This is a genomic window from Chromobacterium sp. IRSSSOUMB001, from assembly GCF_023507765.1.
Classification (GTDB): Bacteria; Pseudomonadota; Gammaproteobacteria; order Burkholderiales; family Chromobacteriaceae; genus Chromobacterium; species Chromobacterium haemolyticum.
This window is the reverse complement of sequence record NZ_JALCYU010000003.1, coordinates 159600-182103: the sequence shown is the minus strand read 5'-3', so window position 1 is coordinate 182103 and position 22504 is coordinate 159600. Positions and strand designations below refer to the sequence as shown.

Genomic DNA, 22504 nt, shown 5'->3' with positions numbered 1-22504 from the left:
CATGTTTTCCGCCTTTTTCATCAGGCGGCCCATCTTCGCCAGCGTGATCTCCATCGTGATCACACTGGCCGGCTTGGCCGCCCTCAAGGCATTGCCCATTGAGCAGTACCCGGAAATCGTGCCGCCGATGATCTCGGTGAGCGCGAGCTACCCGGGCGCCTCCGCCGAGGTGATCGCCAACACCGTCGCTTCGCCGCTGGAACAGGCGATCAACGGCGTGGACGACATGCTCTACGTGCAGTCCACCAGTTCCTCCAGCGGCAAGCTGTCGTTGAGCGTGACCTTCAAGATCGGCACCGACGCCGACCAGGCCACCATCAACGTCAACAACCGCGTGCAGTCGGTGCTGTCGCAACTGCCGGAAGAAGTGCGCCGGCAGGGCGTCAACGTGACCAAGAAATCCTCGGCCTTCCTGCAGGTGATTTCGCTGTTCTCTCCGGACAAGACCTACGACACCCTGTTCATCAGCAACTATGCGCTGTTGAACGTGGTGGACGAGCTGAAGCGGGTTCCGGGCGTGGGCGACGTGATCAACTTCGCCGGCCAGGACTACTCGATGCGCGTCTGGCTGAAACCCGATCGCCTGGCCCAGCTCAAGCTGACGCCCAGCGACGTGGCCGCCGCCATCCGCGAGCAGAACGCGCAGTTCGCCGCCGGCAAGGTGGGCGCAGAGCCGGTTAAAGGCAAGCAAGACTTCACCTACACCGTGACCACCCAGGGCCGCCTATCCGAGCCGGAAGAGTTCGAGAACATCATCCTGCGCTCCAACTCGGACGGTTCCGCCGTGCGGCTGAAGGACGTGGCGCGCGTGGAATTGGGCGCCTTGTCCTATGACTTCACCGGCACGCACAACGGCCGGCCCACCATCCCGATCGGCATCTTCCTGGCGCCGGGCGCCAACCAGTTGGCTACCGCGCAAGCCGTGGAACAGACCATGCAGAAGCTGGCTGTAAGCTTCCCCAAAGGTCTGAACTACGCCATCCCCTACGACACCACCAAGTTCGTGGAAGTGTCGATCAAGGAGGTGTACTCCACGCTGGCTGAAGCCATGGTGCTGGTATTCCTGGTGGTGTTCCTGTTCTTGCAGAACTGGCGCGCAACCTTGATTCCCTGCCTGGCGGTGCCCGTCTCCATCATCGGCACTTTCGCCGGCATGTACGCCTTCGGCTTCACTATCAATACCCTGACGCTGTTCGGCCTGGTACTGGCCATCGGCATCGTGGTGGACGACGCCATCGTGGTGCTGGAAAACGTCGAACGCCTGATGACGCAGGAAAAACTGTCGCCGCTGCAAGCCAGCTTCAAGGCGATGGATGAGGTATCCGGCGCGCTGGTGGCCATCGTATTGGTGCTGTGCTCGGTATTCATCCCGGTCGCCTTCCTCGGCGGCATCGCAGGCCAGATGTACAAACAGTTCGCCATCACCATCGCGGTGTCGGTGTCGATTTCCGGCCTGGTGGCCCTGACCCTGACCCCGGCGCTGTGCGCGCTGCTGTTGAAGGAAGGCCATCAGCATCCGGCCCGCTTCTTCGTCTGGTTCAACAACTGGTTCGACCGCCTGACCCAGGGTTATTCCCGCGGTGTGGTGTTCCTGATCAAGCGCAGCGCGGTGGGCATCCTGCTGTTCGCCGGCCTGATCGCCATCTGCGTTGGCCTGTTCCGCATGATCCCGTCCAGCCTGGCGCCGGACGAGGATCAGGGCTACATCATCGCCGCCGCCTTCCTCCCGGATGGCGCGTCGATGCAGCGCACCTCGGCCACCATGACCAAGCTGGACGCAATGACCAGCAAAAACCCGGCGGTCAAGGACGTGATGAGCTTCGCCGGCTTCGACATCCTCACCGGCGGCAACAAGACCAACGCCGGCGTGTCCTTCATCACCCTGAAACCGTGGGATGAGCGCAAAGCGCCCAACCTGTCGTCGCAGGCGGTGGTGGGCGACACCTTCGCCAAAGGCATGATGGGCATTACCGACGGTATCGTACTGGCCTTCAACCCGCCGCCGATCTCCGGCATGTCCAACACCGGCGGTTTCGAGGCCTATGTTCAAAGCCGCGGCGGCGCCAGTTCCGTGGAACTGGGCGAGGTCACCAAGAAACTGGTGGCAGCGGCCGCCAAACGTCCGGAACTGAAAGGGGTGCAAACCACCTTCTCCGCCAGCGTGCCGCAGATCTACGTCAAGCTGGACCGGGCCAAGGCCAAGTCTCTGGGCGTGCCGGTCAACACCGTGTTCGACACCATGCAGAGCACCTTTGGCGCGCTGTACGTCAACGACTTCAACAAATTCGGCCGCACCTTCCGCGTGCAGTTGCAATCGGAGGCGGATTTCCGCACCCGGGTTGAAGACCTGCGCAACATCTATGTGCGTTCGCAGGACGGCAATATGATCCCGCTGACGGCGCTGGTCACCATCAAGCAAACTACCGGTCCGGAAAGCTTGGAGCGCTTCAACATCTTCCCGGCGGCCAAGCTGGTGGGCGGCCCCGCGCCCGGCTTCAGCTCCGGCGAGGCGCTGAACGTGCTGGAAGCCGTGGCCAAGGAAACCCTGCCGGACGGCTACACCCTGGCGTGGACCGGCTCCGCCTTCCAGGAAAAATCCACCAGCGGCTCGTCCGCCGTGGTGTTCGGCTTCGGCATGATCATGGTGTTCCTGATCCTGGCGGCGCAGTATGAGCGCTGGAGCCTGCCCATCAGCGTGCTGATGGCGGTGCCCTTCGCCATGTTCGGCGCGCTGATGGCCAACTGGCTGCGCGGTCTCGCCAACGACGTCTACTTCCAAGTGGCGCTGGTGACGCTCATCGGCCTATCGGCCAAGAACGCGATCCTGATCGTGGAGTTCGCGGTGCAGCAAATGGAAGAAGAGGGACTGAGCGTGGTAGACGCCGCCATCGCCGCCGCCAAGCTGCGTTTCCGTCCAATCGTGATGACTTCGCTGGCCTTCGTGCTGGGTTGTATGCCGCTGGCCATCTCCAGCGGCGCCGGCTCCGCCAGCCGCCACTCGATCGGCACCGGCGTGGTGGGCGGCATGTTGGCAGCCACCTTCATCGCCACCTTCTTCATCCCGATGTTCTTCATGCTCATCATGAAGTTCAGCAAACCGAAACAGCCTCAGCCCGCGGCCGAGGCAGGAGACAAGGCCGATGCTTAAACGCGCCCTGATTCCCTCATTGGTGGCGCTGGCGCTGACCGCTTGCGCGGTTGGCCCTGACTATAGCCGCCCCAAACTGGAGCTGCCGGACAGCGCCCAGGCCCAGAGTCCGGCCATCGCCATGGACTGGTGGAAACAGTTCAACGATCCGGTGCTGGACCAGCTGATCGCAGAGGCCCTGGAACACAACCAGGACCTGGCCGCCGCCGTCGCCCGCGTCGACGAAGCCGCGGCCCAGGCCGGCATCGCCCGCGCCCAGTTGCTGCCGGCGCTGAACGCCAACGCCGGCTATCAGCGCGGCCGCACCTCCACGGCGACAACCACGCCGGGCGCGCCGCTGGTCAGCGACGTGCGCAACGCCAACCTCACCGCGTCCTGGGAGCTGGACCTGTGGGGCAAGCTGCGCCGCGGCAACGAGGCGGCGCGCGCGGACTTCGCCGCCAGCCGCTTCGCCCGCGACAGTTCGAAGCTGGCGATCGCCGCGCAAACCGCGCAGACCTATTTCCAACTGCGCGCCTACGACGCCCAGCTGGACATCGCCAAGCGCACGCTGCAAAGCCGCGAGGAATCGCTGAAGCTGCAAACCAAGCGTTTCAAGGGCGGTTTGATCTCGGAGCTGGACCAGCAGCAGGCCGAGGCCGAAGCGGCTTCCGCCCGTGCCAAGGTGCCGCAGATCGCCAGCGCGCTGGCGCAGACCGAAAGCGCGCTGGGCGTGCTGCTCGGCTACTCGCCCAAGCAGCTGGTGGCCGGCGGCATCCAGCGCGGCCAAAGCCTGGATGCGCTGTCCGCGCCGCCGGAAGTGCCGGCGGGCCTGTCCTCCAGCTTGCTGGAGCGTCGGCCGGACATCGCCGCCAGCGAGCAGCAGCTCATCGCCGCCAACGCCCGCATCGGCGTGGCGCGCGCGGCTTATTTCCCCAGCATCAGCCTGAGCGGGGCGCTGGGTTCGCAAAGCCTGTCGCTGGACACGCTGTTCACCGGCCCGACGCGGACCTGGAGCTTCGTCGGCAACCTGGCGGCGCCGGTGTTCAACTTCGGCCAGACCGGCTACGCGGTGGACGCGGCCAATGCGCGGCAGAAGCAGGCGCTGGCGCAGTACCAAAAGACGGTGCAGAGCGCGTTCAAGGACGCGCTGGACGCGCTGTCCGGCTACAGCGCGGCGCGGGACATCCAGGCGGCGCAGACCACGCAGTTCCAGGCCTTGAACAAGTCGCTGCGCCTGGCGAACCTGCGTTACGACAACGGCTACGCCAGCTATCTGGACGTGCTGGACGCGCAGCGCAACAGCTTCCAGGCGGAACTGGGCCTGGTCAGCGCCAAGCTGGACCAACTCAACGCGGTGGTGGGCCTGTACAAGGCGCTGGGCGGCGGCTGGGAAACACCAGCCAAGTCTTGATCCGCGGCAGCAAACGACAAACCCCGCCTTGGCGGGGTTTTTTTATTGGTTAACGACGGGTGGAATCAGGCCGGGAGGGCGGGCCACGACACATGGTCAAGGTCTGCCACCGACTCAGGCATATCCCGCAGTTGTTTGCGATAGGCCTGCCAGGTCGAGCGTTGCTCGGCGCTGTACGGCGCGTCCGGCAACTGGGTTTTGTCAGACGCCGCCAGCAGGCGGTCGCGCTCTGCGCGCAATAGCGCCAGCTTAGCTTCGCGAATCAGCTCGCTCGCGGTAGCCGAGTCGATACCCAGTTCGGTCAGTTGGTCGGCGGGAACATTAATCATGCCGTTAGGCAGTTTGGCAATCGTCAGCATAGATGTCTCCAAGGGTTAAGCGGTCGGCGCATCGACAAAGGCGTTCAAGGTTTGCGGCGGTGCGGTGCGGCTGGCCAACGCGATCGGCTCGACTTCCCAACGCACATTCACATGCGAGCCATTCGCAATTTCACGTGCCCCGCCCTTGCCGTTGTGAAAATCGAAATCCAGCGGTAGATTGGAAATCACACGATAGGTCAAACCGCCTCCTCGTAGATAAGCGCCACTGAATACCATATTGCAGGCGGCAAAAGTCCCATCGGCAATGTTGTTGTATGCCGGCCTGTTCACATCCATCCGATATTGCTTGCAATACATCGCATGAGAAACATGCGATACCGTCGGGTTATAAGTTTCACAGAAACGCTTGATTTCGAGAAAACGGGCATCCCCCCCCCAAGCCACGTCGCTGCCTTCCATTTCCAGCAGCAATCCAGCCTGATGCTCGCTGCTCGCGTTCAGTGGCCGCTCATTCTCCGCGCCGTTCCAGGAAAAATGACGAATGATAGATACTTTGTGAGCACTAGTCTCACCTGAAGCACGAAAGCGCCACCACACTGGATAGAAGAAATCTGTACTGCCACCAATCGTAAAGTCGATAACAATACGCCGTTCCGGCGTGTTCTCCTTGCGCCAATCCTCCATTTGCTGAATCTTGACGTCTACACGCCGGTCGATATCCGCAATCTTTCCGTTTACTGTGCCGGTCAGCGCGTTCGACGCCTGTACCAGTTCCGCGATATTGCTTTCCAAGCTCATCATGCTCTCCAATGGTTCATCACAGGGTAGATTGAATTAAATTCAACCATGTATTCATTCACCGCCCTTCCGGCGTGAACGGCTTCAGCGCTGACATGGAGACATTGTGTCAGTTATGGAAAGCAAGGGCTTTTAAACCGTGTTAGCAAAAAAAGTGAAAACCGCGCCCCATGATGTGGAAGCGCGGTTCATTCTGACTTAGCCAAGCTATTTTCTCAGCCCGGCAAGCCGTGCTCGGCACGCCAGCTTAATATCATGGCTTGATTTTTTCCAGCTCAGCACTAGTAGCCGAGCTTTGATTGCTCCAAGCTCGGCAGGCATCGATGAAAGCACTCATTTGCTTGCGTTCATCTTCCGAGCCGGTCCGCAACACATTCAACTGCACATGCACGGGGTAATGACGATGAATATAAGCGGCGCAAGTATCGCGAGCCCAGACCACGGCTGGCCGTTCCAGCCCTTTCTCCGTCACGATCAAGCCAATATCGTCCTGCACATCGGAATAAAATTTCATTTCAGTACTCATATCACCCCCTGATTTAACGATTGCTGTTATTGATATTGGCAAATACGCCGCCGAGACCGCTGATCGTGCTATTGCCAATCACTTCCATGACCGGATCAAAAATATTATAGAGTTGCGGCAAACGAAGCTCGGGATTCCATACCCCTGGAATAATTTGTGGTAATGCCAGATAAAGCTGATCACCTACTTGAGCATTAGACAAAGCAATATCGACATGGGTATAAGCCCCTGCGTGAGCTGACAAAAAATGATGAGTAGCCTGATTCCAAACTCCTTTTTTACTGTTATCCATCCAATTCCAGTCTCCCTGACCAATCACCTTGTGATACAGCGCCACACTGGTAAAAGCTCCCATCTTGACATGCTGATAGGGAACAAAAAAAACATAGGGGCCGAAACCATCGCTGACTTTCTTCACCGTCAAGTGCAGGATATTAAAATTGGCGGAAAAGTGCCGGTCATCGCTCTTCATGTACTGCAATAACTCGCGAACGATAGGTGGACGGGATGCCGGCTCTTCCCCCGGAGTCACAGGAATCAAGGCTGCATCAAACTTGCCCCAAAAATCCCCGCCAGCATGTACACCCAAAGCCAGCGGCAATTTTTTGTCACCCTCACCGCCCACCGCCGTCATCTTGGCGTTGAAGTTCACGGCGATGGCCGGATGCTCATTCCAATGACTGGTTCTCCAATTATTCAGCTCGGTGATTTTCTGACCGACTTTCTGATCGATTTCACCGATCTTTCCATGAACGGCATCGGTCAAACCATTGGCCGACTTCACCAACTCGGCGATATTGCTCTCCAAACTCATAACACTCTCCTTAAGGTCTTACCGCGATACATGGCCGTGACGGCCATTCAAAGCAAGGCGTCCCCAGGCCTCAGCCTAGAAACGGAAACACATAGCAATGGGGAAGTGCCGGAAGCGACGCGGGAAATACAGGAGTGACTGCGGGGACGGCCATGTCGGCCAGGGGAAATGGGGCTGTGCCGCAGCCCCTGCGCTCAAGCGCCCAGACGTTGTTTGACGAACAAATGCTGCATGCTGACGATGGCCGCGGCATTGGCGGTGGCCAGCTCCAGACCGGAGCGTTTATCGGCGGCATGCTCCTGTTCCAGCGCCTGGCTGCGGTTTTGCAAGGCGGCCACTTGCGGCTCCAGCGACTGCAAACGCGCGTCCTGCGCGCGGATGCGCTCGTCGCGCCCCAGGCCGCGGTTGGCTTCGCCGATCTGGGCCGCCGCCAGTTCCGCCAGTTCGCTGGCCAGGCTCAGATTGAGACCGGCGCCGCTGGACTGGATGGTGACGCTGTCCGGCGGCAATGCGTTCAAGGCCAGGTCATAGGCCAGCAGCAGTTGGACGTCGGCGGCCTTATAGGCCAGCGCCGCTTTGGGATCGGACCAGACCGCGAGCAAGGTGCCGTCCGCCAGGATGAAGCCGATCTCGCGCACCCAGAACGCCTTGGCGTCGTCGGCGATGGCGGTCAGGTGGATCTGGGTATTGCCCAGACGCTCGCCGCCCGCCACCGGGTAACGCGCTTTTTCGCTGCGCAATTTGGTCTGGTCTTGTGCCGGCGCGTAAGCGCCGTCGCCCAGCGCGATATGGGTGATCTGCGCGGATACGCCGTCATTGCTGGCGCGCCAGATCGAGGCCAGGCCGGCCGCGGTGATAAGAGGTGCTAAGGGGGTGCTCACAACGATGCCTCCATGGTGACGTGAACCACGCTATAAATTTGCGCGGCGGATAAAAGAGCCAGCGGCTGCAACGGCGCCAGCCGCATCGGCGCGGCCTCGGCGCTGCGACGGATCAACGCACGCGCCTGAGCGGCCGATGCCAAGCCCAAGCGGCCGTTGAAACGCGCGCCCAACTTGAAGCGGTAGGTGCTGCGCGCCGGCTTGGCCAGTTCCACCATGCGCCGCAAGCGGCGGTAGAGATCGGGGTTCAGCAACACCTGGCCGGGCAGCAAATTGTCGTTCGCCCAAGCGGTCAGCTCGAAGGTGTAGGGCGCGGCCGGCGGCTGACGTTGCCACCACTCCTCCAGTTCCACCGTCACGCCGAGGATGCGAAACACTTCGCGCAATGCCCAGGGCGTGCCCTTGTGGCGATGCAGTTCTATGCTCTGCTTGATCAGATCTCGGCGTTGCTGTTCGCTCTGGGTCAGCAGCCAACCTTCGTCGCCGTCAATATGGAATTGCTCGGCGAGCAAGGGCAGCAGCTCCGGCTTGGCCGCGTCCACTAGATAAACCAACAGGCCGCCTGGATCGATGTCGCCCAGCCGTTCGCTCAGCCGGGCCAGCGGACCGAAACGCGCGTCGCGCGCCAGCAGATTAGGGGTCACGTCAGCCATCCTGGCCTCCCGTCATTTCCAGTTGGATGTCGGTACAGTGCGACCAGCCCTGCGGCGGCACCACTTGGGTGGCGGCCGGCTCAAGCAAAGTCACCTGATAAACGCCGGGCACTGATAGGGTCGCGATCAGCTGCGACGGCACGATGTCGCGGCCCAGCCGCTCCGCCTGCGCCTGCACGAAGGCGCCGACAGCGGCCTGCGCCTGCTGCTGCACGGTTTTAGGATCGACATCGCGATTCGGCGTCAGCCGCGCGCGTACCCGGTAGCCGTAATCCTCCGGCGCCAGCACCTCCACCAGATCCGTCAGCGGCCGCACCCGGTCTGCGCTGCACGCGGCGGCCACCACGCTGAGCAGGCTGTCCGGCGGCATGCCGGTCTTGGTCAGCGGGTACAAGCGCACCACGCCGGGCGGCACTTGGTTGGCGCTTTTCAGTTCGCCGTTCTGCTGTTGCAGGCTGGCGCTGATCACCGCCACATCGGCGATGTCCTGATGCGCGCGCAACGCGTGGTGGCGATAGGAGGCGGCGCTGCCGGCCACGCTGAAGGACTCCGGCGCCAGTCGGATCCGCGCGCGCAGGCGCTCGTCGTCCTCCGCGTCGGCGCCGCCGGCGCTGGTGTCGATATTGACCACGCTGGCGTCCACCTCCAGTTCATCCACCAAAGTGTTGATCTGGCCCGGCACGAAGCCATTGCCCGCAGCCCCCGCCTCCGTCGCGCTGACAGGCAGGTCAATACTGGTGCTGCCGGCCGGCGCGATCTGGCTGGCCAGGGTCTGGAACTGCACGCCGCCGCCGGCCACCAGGGTCTGCGCCGGGATCACCTGCGCCAGCGCCAGCGACTGAGCGAAAGCAATGCGCACCGTACAGCGCGCGTGCTGGGCCGGCAGCCGGCTGACACCGACCAGCTCGCCCAGGTAGTCCAGCATCGGCGCGCGGGCGAAAGCCACCAGGTTTTGGCGGCCGGCATCGTTGAAGGCGGCTCGAACCACGCTTTCACGATAGGCGATCAGATCGATCAGCAAACGCTCCACCTGGCCGGGGTAGAGCGTCTTGCCGCTCATTTTCTGGTAGGCGTCGATCAGTTCGGCGGTGACGAGATGCGGGTCGTCATCGATGAACTTGGGCAAGTCTGGGGTCATGGGAGAACGTCCTTGAATGGAGCGCGGCGGCCTGGCGCGGCCGTCGCGGGGCGCAGAAGAGGGAGCGGATGACGACATGATCCGCCATCATGCCGCCGGCGGCTTTTAAAGCCGTTTGGAAAAGAACTTGAACAGACCGCCGGCGCGGCCGGCTTCGGCCTCCGGCGCAGCGGCGGCGAAGTCTCCCGCAGCCAGTTGCCGCAGTTGGGACACCGCCTCGTCGGCCGCCGTGCGCGCCGCCGTCTCGTCCGAGGCCTGACGCACCGCTTCCTTGCCCTTCAGCCGAGCGTCGCGGATTGCGTACAGCGCCTGTTCGCAGGCCGCCGCCTTGGCCAGGATGCTGTCCGCCGCCTGCTGGCCGTCCCAGCCCTTGGCCTCGGCCCAGGAACGCACCGCCGGCGGCGCCTCGCCCTTGTAGCCGGCGTCCTTGAACCCCTGTGCCTCAGCGGCGGCGCGCTGGTATTCAACCAGCCGCGGCGGGGAAATCGCATGCCAGTTGGCGATCACGTCCGCCTCGGCGTCCAAGCGCGCGCACTGCGCCAGTTTGTGTTGCTCCAGCCGCTCGGCTTGCAGGGCCGCGTCAAACCGCCACTCCGCACCAGTCCACGCATGATCGGCGGAAGGCTGCGCCGGACGCAGTTCGCCATCGTAAGACAACAGATTTTCCACAATCCTCATCGCACCACCTCCCAGGTCAGCAAGGCATTGACACAGTTGCTGTAACTGATGGCCAAGCCGTTGTCGTAATCGGCGGGCAACAGATTCTTGGTGCCCTCTCCCATCAAATGCTCATCGCCATTCGCGCCGGTGGCGTCGCCGATCTGATGCTCCATCTGCAAAACCTGCCACATCGACTTGCCGGCGATGTGCTCGAACATGCCGGTACAGGTGGACACCACCGCGTCGCCCACCACGTTATTGGAAGTGATGAGCACGGCTGCGGGCCCCGTCCAGTTCAAGTAACTGGACGTGTTCGCCGTAGCGCCCCCGGTTCCGCTGGGATAACCCAACCAATAGGCCGCGCCCGTCCAGCCTCCGCTGCCGTGGCTGACTTGCGAAATCTGCGTAGGATGCGGCGTAATCGTCGAGGCGGTGATCCGCCCGGTCTTGATGAAGGGATCGAACGGCAGATAGACGGTGCCGGAACCATTCATCGTCGCGGACCAACTGCTTGCGCCGCGATTGATCACTTTCTGCACCACCGGGACGCTGCCGGCCGCGCCAGTGATCACCCTGGCCAAGCAGACATCCAAGGCCGTGGAGAAAAAACCACCGCCAACCGTCCCATTGGCCACGCCCTTCAAAGACGCCGGCGTCACATCCGTCAACGCCCCCTTCTGCACATAACAAGTCAAGACACCTGACACCAACTGAGCACGCAGAAAATATTCGCTGCCGGGCGCCAATACCGGGCTGGTCCAGGCGCTGCTGACAAAGGTCCCCGCCTTGCCGCTGCCGGCCTGGGTTTCCTGTCCCAGGCTGACGGCGACCCCGGCCGGCACCGACACCGTGCCGCCCTGGCCCGCCACCGCGGCCGCGGTCACCGCCATCCTGTTGTCCGCCGTCGCCACGCAGGGCAGCGGCAAAGCGACCAGGGGCAAATCCCGCTTCGCCAGTTCCTCTGCGATGCGCTGATCCACCGCAGAGCGCGTGGCCAATACCACGCTGGGGTCCACCAGCAGCGTCACCGCCGCAGTGTTGGACACTTCCAGAATCATCCGCACATAAAGCTGCTTGTTGGAGCCAGCCGCCAACAGCGGCTTGTAGCTCTCCGGGAATTTGCCGATGGCGATCAGATCGCCGCGGCTATCGAACAAACCCACCTCGCGGATGTAAAAGCCGCCCACGGTATCCGGCAGCACCGCTTCCGCCACCACCCAGTTGGGATTGTTCGGGTCCACCGCCAAGTGGTTGAGCGCGCCGCGCCAGGTTTCGTGCTTGAGCGCGGTCTGGCTCTCGCTGGGCGTGTAGTAGCCGCCGTTGTCGCCGTCGCCCACCGCCATCTGGCTGATCTGCAGCGGCGCGCCGTTTGCTTGCGCCGCCGCCAGCTTGGCCTTGCCGCTGGCGGTGAGAAGCGTGAAAAACTCATTGGCCATCGATTGCTCCTGGGAAGAGTTCAAGGGTTTTATGCTGCGGGATAAAGCGTGACCGTCTCGACGCTGGCGTGCGCCAGGCCCAGTGTTAGCGGTGCCTGCTGCCGCAGCGCTACGGTCTGAAATGGGTAGACGGTGGCGGTTTCCACACAGTCGAGCGCCCATGCCGCGTTCAAACTGGCGCGCTGTTGCAGTGATTCGGGCTGGAACGGGTAGACCGTGGCCAGCTCGCCCACTTGAGTGGCCAGCGCCAACATTGGCACAGCGCTGCGGTTGCTCAGCACCAGTGCCAGCCGTTCCAGCACCGAGCGGGCGTTCTTGTATTCGTTGATCATCGCCTCCAGCGCCGTCAGCGTGGCGGCGTCGATGCCGCGCGCGGCCAGATCGATCCGGATCTTGAAGTGATAAGGTTTTCCGGCGTATTCGAACCATTCGCTGATCTGACCGGACAGCGCCAGCGTGGCCAGCACCTGCTGCAAAGACCAGCGCGTGCCCTTGCTGCGGTGCAGATGGATGGACTGCTTGATCAGCTCGCGCTGCTGGCGTTCGCCCTGGCTCAGCCGCCAGCCCTCGTCGCCGGCCACGTGGAACTGCTCGGCCAGCGCCGGCAGCCAGCCGGCGTCCACCTGGTCCACCAGATAGACCAGCAGGGAGCTCAGATCGGCGTCGCCCAAACGGGTGGTGAGCTGTGCCAGGTGGCCGAAACGCTCGTCGTTGGCCAGGATATTGGGCGCCGCCCCGCTCATAGCCGCAGCTCCGTTTCACGGATCACGCCGTCGGCCAGCCGCCACTGCACGGTGAGCCGCGCGTCGCCGTTGCCGCCTACGCTGTAGAGCACCCGCGCCACGGCGACGCGCGGCTCGCCGTACAAGGGGTGGCTAATCGCCTCCACCGCCTCGCGCACCACATGCGGCCGGGCTCGGTCCACCGGGTAGTCCAGATAACGGAACAAATCGCTGCCAAACTCCGGCCGCAGCGGATCGCTGCCCTTGGGCGTACCCAGGATGATGCGCAAGGCCTGATGGATGTCGTCGAGGTTCTCGACGATGTCAGCGGGGGATGCCTGATCGCGGGCCTGCAAGGCCGGCTGCCAGTGCAAGGAGGAGATGTCGGATATGCGGGTCATGGGCCTATGATGCCGCAAGGCCCGCCGCGGGGCTTTTAAAGCCGGTTAGGGAAACAGTTGAATTACAAGGAGAATTTCGCGTACAACGCCGCATGCGGCGCAAGCCTTGCCACCATGCCTTGACCCTCCGCACCCGGTCGGCAACAATCCCCCCGTTGCCGCCCACATGCGGCACACGGGATTGGCGTCCCGTTATCTACTTACCAATTCTGCTTGCGCGGCATGCCGCGCGGGCTGCTTTACCATGGCCGCGCCATTTGGCCGGCGCATGGTGGGTTATTAAGCCTGCACTATCAACGATTTGATTTATTTAGACGCCAATCCTGTTCCCTCTATATTTGGGATCAGGTGCTTCATCTTGTGTCATTACAGGAGAAACACCATGCAACATTCTCACAAATTCCCCCGTCGTCGCCGCTACAAACTGCACTCGCTGGAGCAGCAGGAAGCCTTGCTCCCCTTTGTTCGTTTGTGCCCCGGCCGCACCTATCGGCATTACTGGCAAATGCCCGCGCCCCGTAAGGATTACCCCGCCGACAGCGCGTATGGCCGCGAATGCGCGGCCCACCTGCTGCAATGGATGAAGGACAATCGGGAATATGTCGGCAAGGGCCTGCTCAGCCGCGTGGCGCGCGACATCGACTTTGACGATCGCGATGGTCGCGGTCAGTGGATGGGCTTTTTCAACTATCTGGAAATCATGATGCTGCTGGGCGCGGATCGGGTCCGGGTCTATCGCCATGTGGATAGCCAACATCAGCTCTATCTGGCGCTGGGACAACGGCTCAAGCTGGAAGCGCGCTTCCGCCGCATCCGCCTGCGCAATCGCTGACCTCGGCTGGGGATATCGCTATGCTCCACCCGCCCAACACCTACGGTTTGTCGGGCGGGTGGCGTCGCCAGCCACGAGGCATTGAAACCCAGGCCTCCGCCCATTCAAGCGCCGCAAGCCAGACGCACTTGCTCCAGCACAGCATCCGCCAGCGCCCAGTCGCTGTGGCGGTTCGGCCGCGCCGCGGCTTCGTAAGCCCTCATTTCCCGTTCAATATAATCGTGCAGACCCGGCGTGGCCGGGCCGTATTCGGGCGCGCCGCCGGCGGACTTCAAGGCCAACAGGCCGGCCAATTCGTCACGCAGCCGGATATCGTCTAAAGTCTGGTCGGCCAGTTCTCCCAACAGCAGCGGCGGCATGCTGCGCCGGCGCAGCAGCCATTGCGCCGCCAGCAAGGGCCGCAGCACATACAAGTATTTTTTCAGCCGTAGTTGCTGTTCGCGCTTGCGGCCGCGGTAGTTCTTGCGCGCCGCCGACAGATAATGCCAGTAGGCGGCATCGCCGGCGAAGTGCTCCTGACCTAGGTTTCGCAACAGCCGGCAAGCCGCCGGATGCTGGCGGTAAACCTGCGGCGAGGCCAGCCACTCCAGCAGCGCGGCGTTGCCGCCCAGAGTCAACCGCAACGCCTTGCGCAGCTCCCAGCCGCTGATGTCCAAACCGTCGGCCAGCGGCAGTTCGATCACATCGCGCTGGCCGCCGGCCTCGTACCACTCCGCCGCTTGCAGGTAGACGAAGCGCACATCGTAATCGCTGTCCGGCGCGGCGTAGCCCCAGCAGCGGCTGCCGCCTTCGGCCGCGTAAAGGATGCGCACGCCGTGCTGCGCCTCCACTTGTTCCAGCCGCGCCAGCGCTAGCCGCCTCGCTGCCTCCGCCGGTCGCTCCGCGCGGGCGTGTGCTTCCGTCGACACTCTTCAACTCCCCCTGTATCGTCGCGGCGCGCCCGGATACGGCCCGCCGATTGCAAAATTTCCCTTTACCCCGTTTAAGCTATTTAATACAAAGGCGGCATGCCGTTGGAAACCGACGTCGCCGGCAGGCCCACACCATAATAACCGGGCCGGGAACCGGCGTCCGCTCGCAACGGCTTTTGGGGGAGAACACATTATGAAGCGATGGGGACAACCATGATCACCACCATCAAGGGCAAGATTCTGGCCAGTTCCGGCCTGCTGATCCTGATCGGTTTTTGCGTGCTGGCCGGCGTCAATATCTACGCCAGTTATCAGAGCGCGGAGAAGGCGGTGCTGGACAACGCCAAGCTGCTGGCCGAAAGCGAGGCCGGCCAGGTGCAGCGCTTGCTGGGCAAGACTTACGATTCGGCCCAGGTAGTGGCCGAGTCCGCGGTGGCGGTCAAGCACAATCTGCCGCCCAACGCCCGCCAGCTACTATCCGACATCGTCAAAGGCCAGTTGCCCAATAATCCGGACGCGGTCGGCTATTGGGCGATCTGGGAGCCCAACGCGCTGGACGGCCGCGACGCGGAGCTGGCCGGCAAGGAGCACAACGACAAGACCGGCCGCAGCGGCGTGTACTGGTATCGCAAGAGCGGCAAGATCGACGTGGTGTGGGGCGGCGAGGGCGTGGACGACAGCGCCTACTACACCGAGCCGCGCAAGACCGGCAAGCCGATGTTGACCGAGCCTTACGTGGACCCCGACATCAAGATCCTGATGGGCACCATTTCCTTTCCCCTTCTGGTCAACGGCAAGGTGCTGGGCGTGGCCGGTTGCGATATCGCGCTTGGCCATTTGCAGGAGCTGGCCGCCAAGGTCAAGCCTTACCAGAGCGGTTTTATGAGCTTGTATTCCAACAGCGGCGTTCAACTGGCCGGCCGCGATCCGGCGTTGAACGGCAAGGCGGACGCCGGCCTGCCGGCCACGGCCAAGACGGCGATCAAAAGCGGTCAGCCGGCGGAGTACGACAGCGACGACGGCTTCCGCCACTTCATCATGCCCATTACCGTGGGCGAGGCCGGCATGCCGTGGGCGGTGCGCATTTCCATTCCGCTGAGCGAAGCGTTCGCCCCAGTACGCGCCGCCAGCTGGCAGTCGGCCTTGATCAGCCTGGGCATTCTGGCGCTGATCCTGCTGCTGTTGGGCGCCACGCTCAATCAGTTGCTGCGCCCGCTGGGCCGGCTGCAGTCGGCGATGAGCGAGCTGGCCTCCGGCAGCGGCGACCTGACCCGCGCGCTGCCCATCGCCAGCCGCGACGAGATCGGCCTGGCCGCCGGGGCCTTCAATACCTTCACCGGCTCGCTGCGCGCGATGATGCTGGACGTGCGCCGCCACGCCGGCGATGTGTTGGGTTCGGTGCGTCAGCTGTCCGGCGATGTGGATCAGATTCGCGGCAGCTCCGCGCGACAGTCCGAGGCGGCCAACGCCACCGCCGCCAGCGTGGAGCAGTTGTCGGTCAGCGTTAGCCACATCGCGGAATCGGCTCGCGTGGCGGAACAGCGCGCGCGCGAGGCGGACACGCTTTCCAGCGAGGCTTCGGCCAATGTCGACGCCACGGTGCGCGAGATCGGCCGCATTTCGCAGACGGTTCGCGAACTGGCCGAGGTGCTGGGCGGCATGCAGCAACGCTCGGACCAGATCAGCGGCATCGTGTCGGTGATCCGCGACATCGCCGACCAAACCAATCTCTTGGCCTTGAACGCGGCGATTGAGGCCGCGCGCGCCGGCGAGATGGGCCGTGGCTTCGCCGTGGTGGCCGATGAAGTGCGCAAGCTGGCCGAACGCACCTCCCAGGCCACGCTGGAAATCTCCGGCGTGATCCAGACCATGCAGCAGGACACCGCCAAGGCCTCCGACAGCATGGACGGCGCGCTGCGCCAAGTGGACCAGGGGGTAAAACTGGCCGAGGAGTCGGCGCAGTCGATCCAGCAGATCAGCGGCCACGCCCAACAAGTGGTGGAATCCGTGGGCGACATCGCCGCCTCCACCTCCGAACAATCCAGCGCCAGCCAGGAAATCGCCCGCCACATCGAAAACATTCACGGCATGTTGCTGCAAACCGACGAATCCATCAGTCAGGCGCAGCAGGCCACCACCTTGCTCGCGCGCTTGGGCGAGGAGCTGGATTCGCTGATCGGAAAATTCAAGCTATAGACGCGGCTTGGTCGGATTTTTTGATCGACTCTTGCGGTTTTTTGCGCTTTTTTCGCGCCGAGCCTATCCGTATAGTCCGTTCATGGCCGGCCGCCCTCCGCGGCCGGCGTCATCAACCAAAGCCGGCGCGCCGGCAGGAGAACGCAAGATGGATAAATGGATCACATTGCTTGCCCGCGTGCTGCTGGCGCAGGTTTTCTTTCTGGCCGGCATCGGCAAACTAGGCGCCGGCTACGCCGCCACTCAGGGTTATATGGCCGCGATGGGCGTGCCTGGCTTTTTGCTGCCGCTGGTGATCGCTTTGGAAATAGGCGGCGGCTTGGCCTTGGCGCTAGGCGTGAAAGCGCGCTGGGTAGCGCTGCTGCTGGCTGGTTTCTCCGTCGCCTCGGCGCTGCTCTTCCACTGGGAGCCGGGCAATAGCCAGCAAATGATCCAGCTGACCAAGAACCTGGCCATGGCCGGCGGCTTGCTGATGGTGTTCGCCCACGGCGCGGGCACACTGTCCTGGGACGGCCGCAAAGGCTAACCACGCTGGCTTGCCTGACGGCAAAGCCGCCGGTCATCATAACGAAGCGATGCAGTTTACCCTCTGCGTCGCCGCATTCCAAACCGTCCGGACGGCCATTCCATGTAATCCACGCCGATCTCCACCTTCGCCCAAGGGAAATCCATCTCGATGAAACCGCACTGGATGATAAGCGGCCTCGCCGCTCTGAGCTTCAGCCTAAGCGCCGCGTTGAGTTATTCCACGCCGCTCGTCGCCCCCGCCGTCGCAATGCAGCGGGCAAGCAGCAATAAGCAACTGGTGGTCGATTTCTACAACCAGTTTTTCAACCAGCACGACTTGAGCGCGGCGGACCGTTATATCGGCGACCGCTATATTCAACACAACCCCAGCGTCAAGGACGGAAAGCAGGCCTTTGTCGAGGCTTTCACCGAGCGCTTCAAACAAGCCCCCGAGCGCCGCAACACCATTATCCGCGCCGTTGCCGAAGACGACCTGGTGGTCTTGCATGTGCATAGCACCAGCGATGCCAAAGACCGTGGCCGAGCGTTGGTCGACATCTTCCGCGTGGAGAACAACAAGATTGTCGAGCACTGGGACGTGATCCAACCGGTGCCGGACGCAAGCGCCAGCGGCAACCGCATGTTCTGACACCCGCCCGGAGGCCCGCGCCGTCATGGCCGGGCCTCTCCTCATCCGCGCCGACTCATGCCACAATCCCGGCATCCCCATTGAATCGAGCGCGCCATGTCCCTGCATTTCCATGTGATTCCGGTCACGCCGTTTGCCCAGAACTGTTCCATCCTGTGGTGCGACGCCAGCGGCCGCGCCGCGGTGGTGGACGCCGGCGGCGACATCGAGCGCATCGCCGATTGGACCGCCCGCCAGAACCTGACCGTGGAAAAGCTGCTGCTGACCCACGGCCACATCGACCACGCCGGCGGCGCCGCGCGGCTGGCGGAACAGCTGGGCGTCAAGATCGAAGGCCCGCAGCGCGCGGAAAGCTTCTGGCTGGACCAGCTGCCGCAGCAAGGCCATATGTTCGGCTTTCCGCGCAGCGAGGCGCTGACGCCTGACCGCTGGCTGGAGGAAGGCGACACCGTCAGCGTGGGCGAGGAAACGCTGAACGTGATCCACTGCCCCGGCCACACGCCGGGCCACGTGGTGTTTCACAGCCCGGCCGCGCGGCTGCTGATCGCCGGCGACGTGCTGTTCCAGGGGTCGATCGGCCGCACCGACTTTCCAATGGGCAATCACCAGCAGTTGATCGACGCCATCCAGCAAAAGCTGTTCCTGTTGCCGGACGACACCACGGTGGTGCCTGGCCACGGTCCCTTGACCACCATAGGCGAGGAAAAGCGCAGCAACCCCTACGTCGCCAACCCGCGCTACCGCTGAGCCGAGATGCCGCCTGATTTTGACCGCAAGGTGATCGCGCTATTACTAGCGCTGCCGCCGGGGCGGGTCACCACCTACGGCGCGTTGGCGGAGCAGGCCGGATACCCGCGCCATTCGCGTCATGTCGGCCGCTTGCTCAGCCACCTGCCGGACGGCGTCAGCGTGCCCTGGTTCCGAGTGCTGGGCGCCGGCGGCCGCATCTCGCGTCCAGGCAGCGAGCAAGCCGACTGGCAGCGTTTGCTGCTGGAAGAGGACGGCGTGGAATTGAGCGCGGCCGGCAAGGTGGACTTGCGGCGTTACGGCTGGCCGGACGCGCATTTTTGTAGCAAAAAGTTGTAGTTCCGCAACATTTAATGTTTCAAGCATAATATCTACGACTCAAAGTACATCGCATTTACATAAAATGACAAAAATGCGACAAGCACATTGTAAATACTTTGCAAACGAATATTTCTGAGCTAGTCTGCGCCCGCGCCGACAGGTCTGTCCGCGCGCACTACACGCTACACGCACAAAATATTCTGGTGAAACAATGAAAACTCGCAATCTGCTGCTGGCCCTGGCTCTGGTGGGCGGCTGTACCCTGGCGCAAGCCGGTGATTACTCCTTCGGCAATGTCAGCGCAAACTGGCTGGACTGGTCTAACCGCACCACCGAGCAATCGGGCAAGCGTGATTTCGGCTACCTCGAAGCCGAAGGCGGCATGGGTGGCAACTGGGGCGAACTGTACGGCTTCTTCGACCTGGAAAACCCGGGCAAAGGCAACAACGGCACCGGCACCAAGGACCGTCGCTACACCACCAAGGTGGTTGCCCGCTACAACATGACCCAGATCGGCAATGTTCCGGTTCAACTGTACGGCCATGTTTACGACACCCGCGGCAACGAGTTCTTCACCCAAAACCGCGTCCTGGGCTTGGGCACCAGCCTGAGCTTCGGTAACCTGACCATCAAGCCGTTCATCGGCGTGCACAACGAGCTGGACTCCTTCGGCATCGGTTCCGGTTACAACGGTTACATGGCCGGCTACGTCATGATGTATCCGTTCCAAGCCTTCGGTCAGGACTTGATGATTACTCAATGGCATGAGACCGAGTTGAATCGTCAGGACAAGTTCACCAATCCGTACATCCGTAAAACCGGTCAGAACGGCGCGCTGGCGTTGTGGTGGACCCCGGTCAAAGCGATCACCACCGGCATCCAATACCGTTACGCCGATCAGAAACTGGGTTCCAAGGCTTACCAGAACGCGGTGATCTACTCGATCAAGTACAACTTCAAGTAAGCGTTACCGCTACTTGCAAGCAACGCCGTCCGGTCATCCAGGCGGCGTTTTTGTTTTGCGCTTCCAATGTAGTCCTCAACTGGCCATCGAGTCGATTGACACCTTACTTACTAGTAAGTATCTTCAACGCCAACACTGGCAAGTCCAAGCAATCAAACACTTGCCCGCCGCGCTGGCGCCGGACGGCGGCCGCGGCCACAATGATCTGCGCGAGAAATCCACACGAGGACGAAAACATGACGGCATACCCGCACCTGCTGGCTCCGCTGGACCTGGGCTTCACCACGCTGAAAAACCGCGTGCTGATGGGCTCGATGCACACCGGCCTGGAAGAAGCCCCGCAAGGTTTTGAGAAGATGGCGGCCTTTTACGCGGAGCGCGCCCGCGGCGGCGTGGGGCTGATCGTTACCGGCGGTGTCGGTCCGAACCCTGAAGGCTGTGTCGCCGAGGGCGCCTCGATGCTGGCCGACGAGGCCGAAGTGCCGCACCACAAGCTGGTTACCGACGCGGTGCACGCCGCCGGCGGCAAGATCGCGCTGCAGATCTTGCACTCCGGCCGCTACAGCTTCCAGGAAAAGTGCGTATCCGCCTCCCCGCTGATCGCGCCGATCAACTTCTACAAACCGCGCGAGTTGTCCGACACCGACATCTGGCAAACCATCGCCGACTTCGCCCGTTGCGCGCGGCTGGCGCAACAGGCCGGCTACGACGGCGTGGAAGTGATGGGCTCGGAAGGCTATCTGATCAACCAGTTCATCGCCCGCGCCACCAATAAGCGCGACGACGATTGGGGCGGCAGCTTTGAAAACCGCATCCGTTTCGCCATCGAAACCGTCAAAGCGGTACGCGCCGCGGTGGGCAGCGACTTCATCATCATCTACCGGCTGTCCATGCTGGATCTGGTGCAAGACGGCAGCTCCTGGGACGAGGTGGCGCAGTTGGCCGGCGAGATCGAAGAGGCCGGCGCCACGCTGATCAACACCGGCATCGGCTGGCACGAGGCGCGGGTGCCCACCATCGCCACTATGGTGCCACGCGGCGGCTTCGCCTGGGTCACCAAGAAGTTGATGGGCAAGGTGAAGATTCCGCTGATCACCACCAACCGCATCAACACGCCGGAAGTGGCCGAAGAGATCCTGGCCGACGGCTGCGCCGACATGGTGTCGATGGCGCGGCCCTTCCTGGCGGACCCGGACTTCGTCAACAAGGCCGCAGCCGGCCGCGGCGATGAAATCAACACCTGTATCGGTTGTAACCAGGCCTGTCTGGACCACATCTTCCAGGGTAAGTTGACCAGCTGCCTGGTCAATCCGCGCGCCTGCCGCGAAACCGAGCTGAACTACGAGAAAACCGCTCAGGCCAAAAAGCTGGCGGTCGTCGGCGCCGGACCGGCCGGCCTGGCCTTCGCCACAGTGGCGGCGGAACGCGGCCATCAGGTGACGCTGTTTGACGCCGCGGCGGAGATCGGCGGCCAGTTCAATGTGGCCAAGCGCATCCCCGGCAAGGAGGAGTTCTACGAAACCCTGCGTTACTTCAAGCGCAAGTTGGAGCAGACCGGAGTGGAACAGCGGCTGAACACACGCGTGGCGGCCGCGGATCTCGCGGGTTTCGACGAGGTGGTGCTGGCCACCGGCATCGCCCCGCGCACGCCGGAGATTCCCGGCGTGGACCACCCCAAAGTGCTCAACTACCTAGACGTGCTCAAGCACGGCAAACCGGTGGGCAAGCGCGTCGCCATCATCGGCGCCGGCGGCATTGGCTTCGACACCGCGGAATTCCTGACCCACGAGGGCAAGTCCAGCTCGCTGGACACCGCCGCCTTCATGCGCGAATGGGGCGTGGACATGACGGTGGAGCATCCGGGCGGCCTCAGCCCTCAAGGACCGCAGCCGCACCCTAGCCCGCGCGAGGTGTACCTGTTGCAGCGCAAAACCAGCAAGGTGGGCGAAGGCCTGGGCAAGACCACCGGCTGGATTCACCGCGCCAGCCTGCAGATGAAGCGGGTACGCATGCTGTCCGGCGTTAGCTACGACAAAATAGACGACGCCGGGCTGCACATCACGGTCAAAGGCGAAGCCCAACTGCTGCCGGTGGACAATGTCATCATCTGCGCCGGCCAGGACCCGCTGCGTGAACTGCAGGCGCCGTTGCAGGCCGCCGGCAAGAGCGTGCATCTGATAGGCGGCGCCGACGTGGCTGCAGAACTGGACGCCAAACGGGCCATCGATCAAGGCTCTCGCCTCGCCGCCAGCATCTGACTCCGCCCTCCCTCGCCCGGCCCAGCCATGCCATAAAGGCATGGCCGCCGGCGCGCGGTTTTCTTCTCGGACCCGGCATCACCGGGCCTGTTCGCTGTTTCCCCGCTCCCCCTCCTCATCTCCAAGCAGAAACACCGTCCTTTAGTACAGATTTACCCTGATAAAACGTTTTAGCTCTTGTTCAACGCTCATTAATTTGTCATCGTTGCGGCCATCAAATTAATTCATA

22 protein-coding genes are annotated in these 22504 nt (G+C 62.7%); 10 read left to right on the top strand and 12 right to left on the bottom strand.

Annotated elements, in window-relative coordinates; translation table 11 throughout:
• The first annotated feature begins 1 nt into the window (after position 1).
• Both MOV80_RS05125 and MOV80_RS05120 read left to right on the top strand, forming a co-directional pair.
• On the top strand, positions 2-3148 hold the full coding sequence (locus tag MOV80_RS05125; RefSeq protein ID WP_043589423.1) for a multidrug efflux RND transporter permease subunit: 3147 nt from the start codon (positions 2-4) through the stop codon (positions 3146-3148).
• Positions 3141-4541 (top strand): efflux transporter outer membrane subunit, encoded by a 1401-nt coding sequence (locus MOV80_RS05120; protein ID WP_249604883.1) that lies wholly within the window; start codon positions 3141-3143, stop codon positions 4539-4541. Before MOV80_RS05125 ends, MOV80_RS05120 begins: the two co-directional genes overlap by 8 nt.
• A 65-nt stretch (positions 4542-4606) precedes the next feature.
• Here the strand turns inward: MOV80_RS05120 and MOV80_RS05115 are convergent, their stop codons facing one another.
• The 11 genes from MOV80_RS05115 to MOV80_RS05065 form a co-directional block, all read right to left on the bottom strand.
• The gene (locus MOV80_RS05115; protein ID WP_249604882.1) at positions 4607-4900 is read right to left on the bottom strand and encodes a tail fiber assembly protein; all 294 of its coding nucleotides are present in this window, start codon (positions 4898-4900) and stop codon (positions 4607-4609) included.
• Positions 4901-4915: 15 nt separating this feature from the next.
• Positions 4916-5659: a hypothetical protein gene (locus tag MOV80_RS05110; RefSeq protein WP_249604881.1), complete on the bottom strand. Its 744-nt coding sequence runs from the start codon at positions 5657-5659 to the stop codon at positions 4916-4918.
• 253 nt (positions 5660-5912) lie between these two features.
• Positions 5913-6173, bottom strand: a complete 261-nt coding sequence (locus tag MOV80_RS05105; protein WP_249604880.1) for a hypothetical protein — start codon at positions 6171-6173, stop codon at positions 5913-5915.
• A gap of 25 nt (positions 6174-6198) precedes the next feature.
• Positions 6199-6999 carry a hypothetical protein gene (locus tag MOV80_RS05100; protein WP_249604879.1) on the bottom strand — a complete coding sequence of 267 codons (801 nt, stop codon included), beginning with the start codon at positions 6997-6999 and terminating at the stop codon, positions 6199-6201.
• Positions 7000-7193: 194 nt separating this feature from the next.
• Entirely contained in the window at positions 7194-7880 is a 687-nt protein-coding gene (locus tag MOV80_RS05095; protein WP_249604878.1) for a phage tail protein, read from the bottom strand.
• Positions 7877-8533 (bottom strand): phage tail protein I, encoded by a 657-nt coding sequence (locus MOV80_RS05090; protein WP_249604877.1) that lies wholly within the window; start codon positions 8531-8533, stop codon positions 7877-7879. Before MOV80_RS05090 ends, MOV80_RS05095 begins: the two co-directional genes overlap by 4 nt.
• The gene (locus tag MOV80_RS05085; protein WP_118268446.1) at positions 8526-9671 is read right to left on the bottom strand and encodes a baseplate J/gp47 family protein; all 1146 of its coding nucleotides are present in this window, start codon (positions 9669-9671) and stop codon (positions 8526-8528) included. The genes MOV80_RS05090 and MOV80_RS05085 overlap by 8 nt, the downstream gene beginning before the upstream one ends.
• Positions 9672-9776: 105 nt before the next feature.
• Complete coding sequence (locus MOV80_RS05080) at positions 9777-10349, bottom strand: hypothetical protein (RefSeq protein WP_249604876.1); 573 nt, start codon at positions 10347-10349, stop codon at positions 9777-9779.
• A complete protein-coding gene (locus tag MOV80_RS05075; RefSeq protein ID WP_052051865.1) occupies positions 10346-11767 on the bottom strand; it encodes a phage tail protein in 1422 nt (473 codons plus the stop codon). Before MOV80_RS05075 ends, MOV80_RS05080 begins: the two co-directional genes overlap by 4 nt.
• Before the next feature lie 29 nt (positions 11768-11796).
• Positions 11797-12510, bottom strand: a complete 714-nt coding sequence (locus tag MOV80_RS05070; RefSeq protein ID WP_118268449.1) for a phage tail protein I — start codon at positions 12508-12510, stop codon at positions 11797-11799.
• Entirely contained in the window at positions 12507-12890 is a 384-nt protein-coding gene (locus MOV80_RS05065; protein ID WP_043589406.1) for a GPW/gp25 family protein, read from the bottom strand. The genes MOV80_RS05070 and MOV80_RS05065 overlap by 4 nt, the downstream gene beginning before the upstream one ends.
• Before the next feature lie 382 nt (positions 12891-13272).
• Between MOV80_RS05065 and MOV80_RS05060 the strand changes: the two genes are divergently transcribed.
• Positions 13273-13722, top strand: coding sequence for a hypothetical protein (locus tag MOV80_RS05060; RefSeq protein WP_118268450.1), 450 nt, complete (start codon positions 13273-13275; stop codon positions 13720-13722).
• Positions 13723-13826: 104 nt separating this feature from the next.
• Here the strand turns inward: MOV80_RS05060 and MOV80_RS05055 are convergent, their stop codons facing one another.
• Positions 13827-14630, bottom strand: coding sequence for a nucleotidyltransferase domain-containing protein (locus MOV80_RS05055; protein WP_081950238.1), 804 nt, complete (start codon positions 14628-14630; stop codon positions 13827-13829).
• A gap of 216 nt (positions 14631-14846) precedes the next feature.
• Between MOV80_RS05055 and MOV80_RS05050 the strand changes: the two genes are divergently transcribed.
• From MOV80_RS05050 to MOV80_RS05020, 7 genes are all read left to right on the top strand, one after another.
• Entirely contained in the window at positions 14847-16829 is a 1983-nt protein-coding gene (locus MOV80_RS05050) for a methyl-accepting chemotaxis protein (RefSeq protein ID WP_019102774.1), read from the top strand.
• A 148-nt stretch (positions 16830-16977) separates the two neighbouring features.
• Positions 16978-17355 carry a DoxX family protein gene (locus tag MOV80_RS05045; protein WP_019102775.1) on the top strand — a complete coding sequence of 126 codons (378 nt, stop codon included), beginning with the start codon at positions 16978-16980 and terminating at the stop codon, positions 17353-17355.
• A gap of 150 nt (positions 17356-17505) precedes the next feature.
• The gene (locus MOV80_RS05040; RefSeq protein ID WP_039755685.1) at positions 17506-17985 is read left to right on the top strand and encodes an ester cyclase; all 480 of its coding nucleotides are present in this window, start codon (positions 17506-17508) and stop codon (positions 17983-17985) included.
• A 96-nt stretch (positions 17986-18081) separates the two neighbouring features.
• Positions 18082-18732, top strand: a complete 651-nt coding sequence (locus MOV80_RS05035) for an MBL fold metallo-hydrolase (protein ID WP_118268451.1) — start codon at positions 18082-18084, stop codon at positions 18730-18732.
• A gap of 6 nt (positions 18733-18738) precedes the next feature.
• Positions 18739-19071 (top strand): MGMT family protein, encoded by a 333-nt coding sequence (locus tag MOV80_RS05030; protein ID WP_019102778.1) that lies wholly within the window; start codon positions 18739-18741, stop codon positions 19069-19071.
• A gap of 193 nt (positions 19072-19264) precedes the next feature.
• The gene (locus MOV80_RS05025; protein WP_081575455.1) at positions 19265-20017 is read left to right on the top strand and encodes an outer membrane protein OmpK; all 753 of its coding nucleotides are present in this window, start codon (positions 19265-19267) and stop codon (positions 20015-20017) included.
• A gap of 236 nt (positions 20018-20253) precedes the next feature.
• The gene (locus MOV80_RS05020; RefSeq protein ID WP_019100278.1) at positions 20254-22275 is read left to right on the top strand and encodes an NADPH-dependent 2,4-dienoyl-CoA reductase; all 2022 of its coding nucleotides are present in this window, start codon (positions 20254-20256) and stop codon (positions 22273-22275) included.
• The last annotated feature ends 229 nt before the right edge of the window (positions 22276-22504 follow it).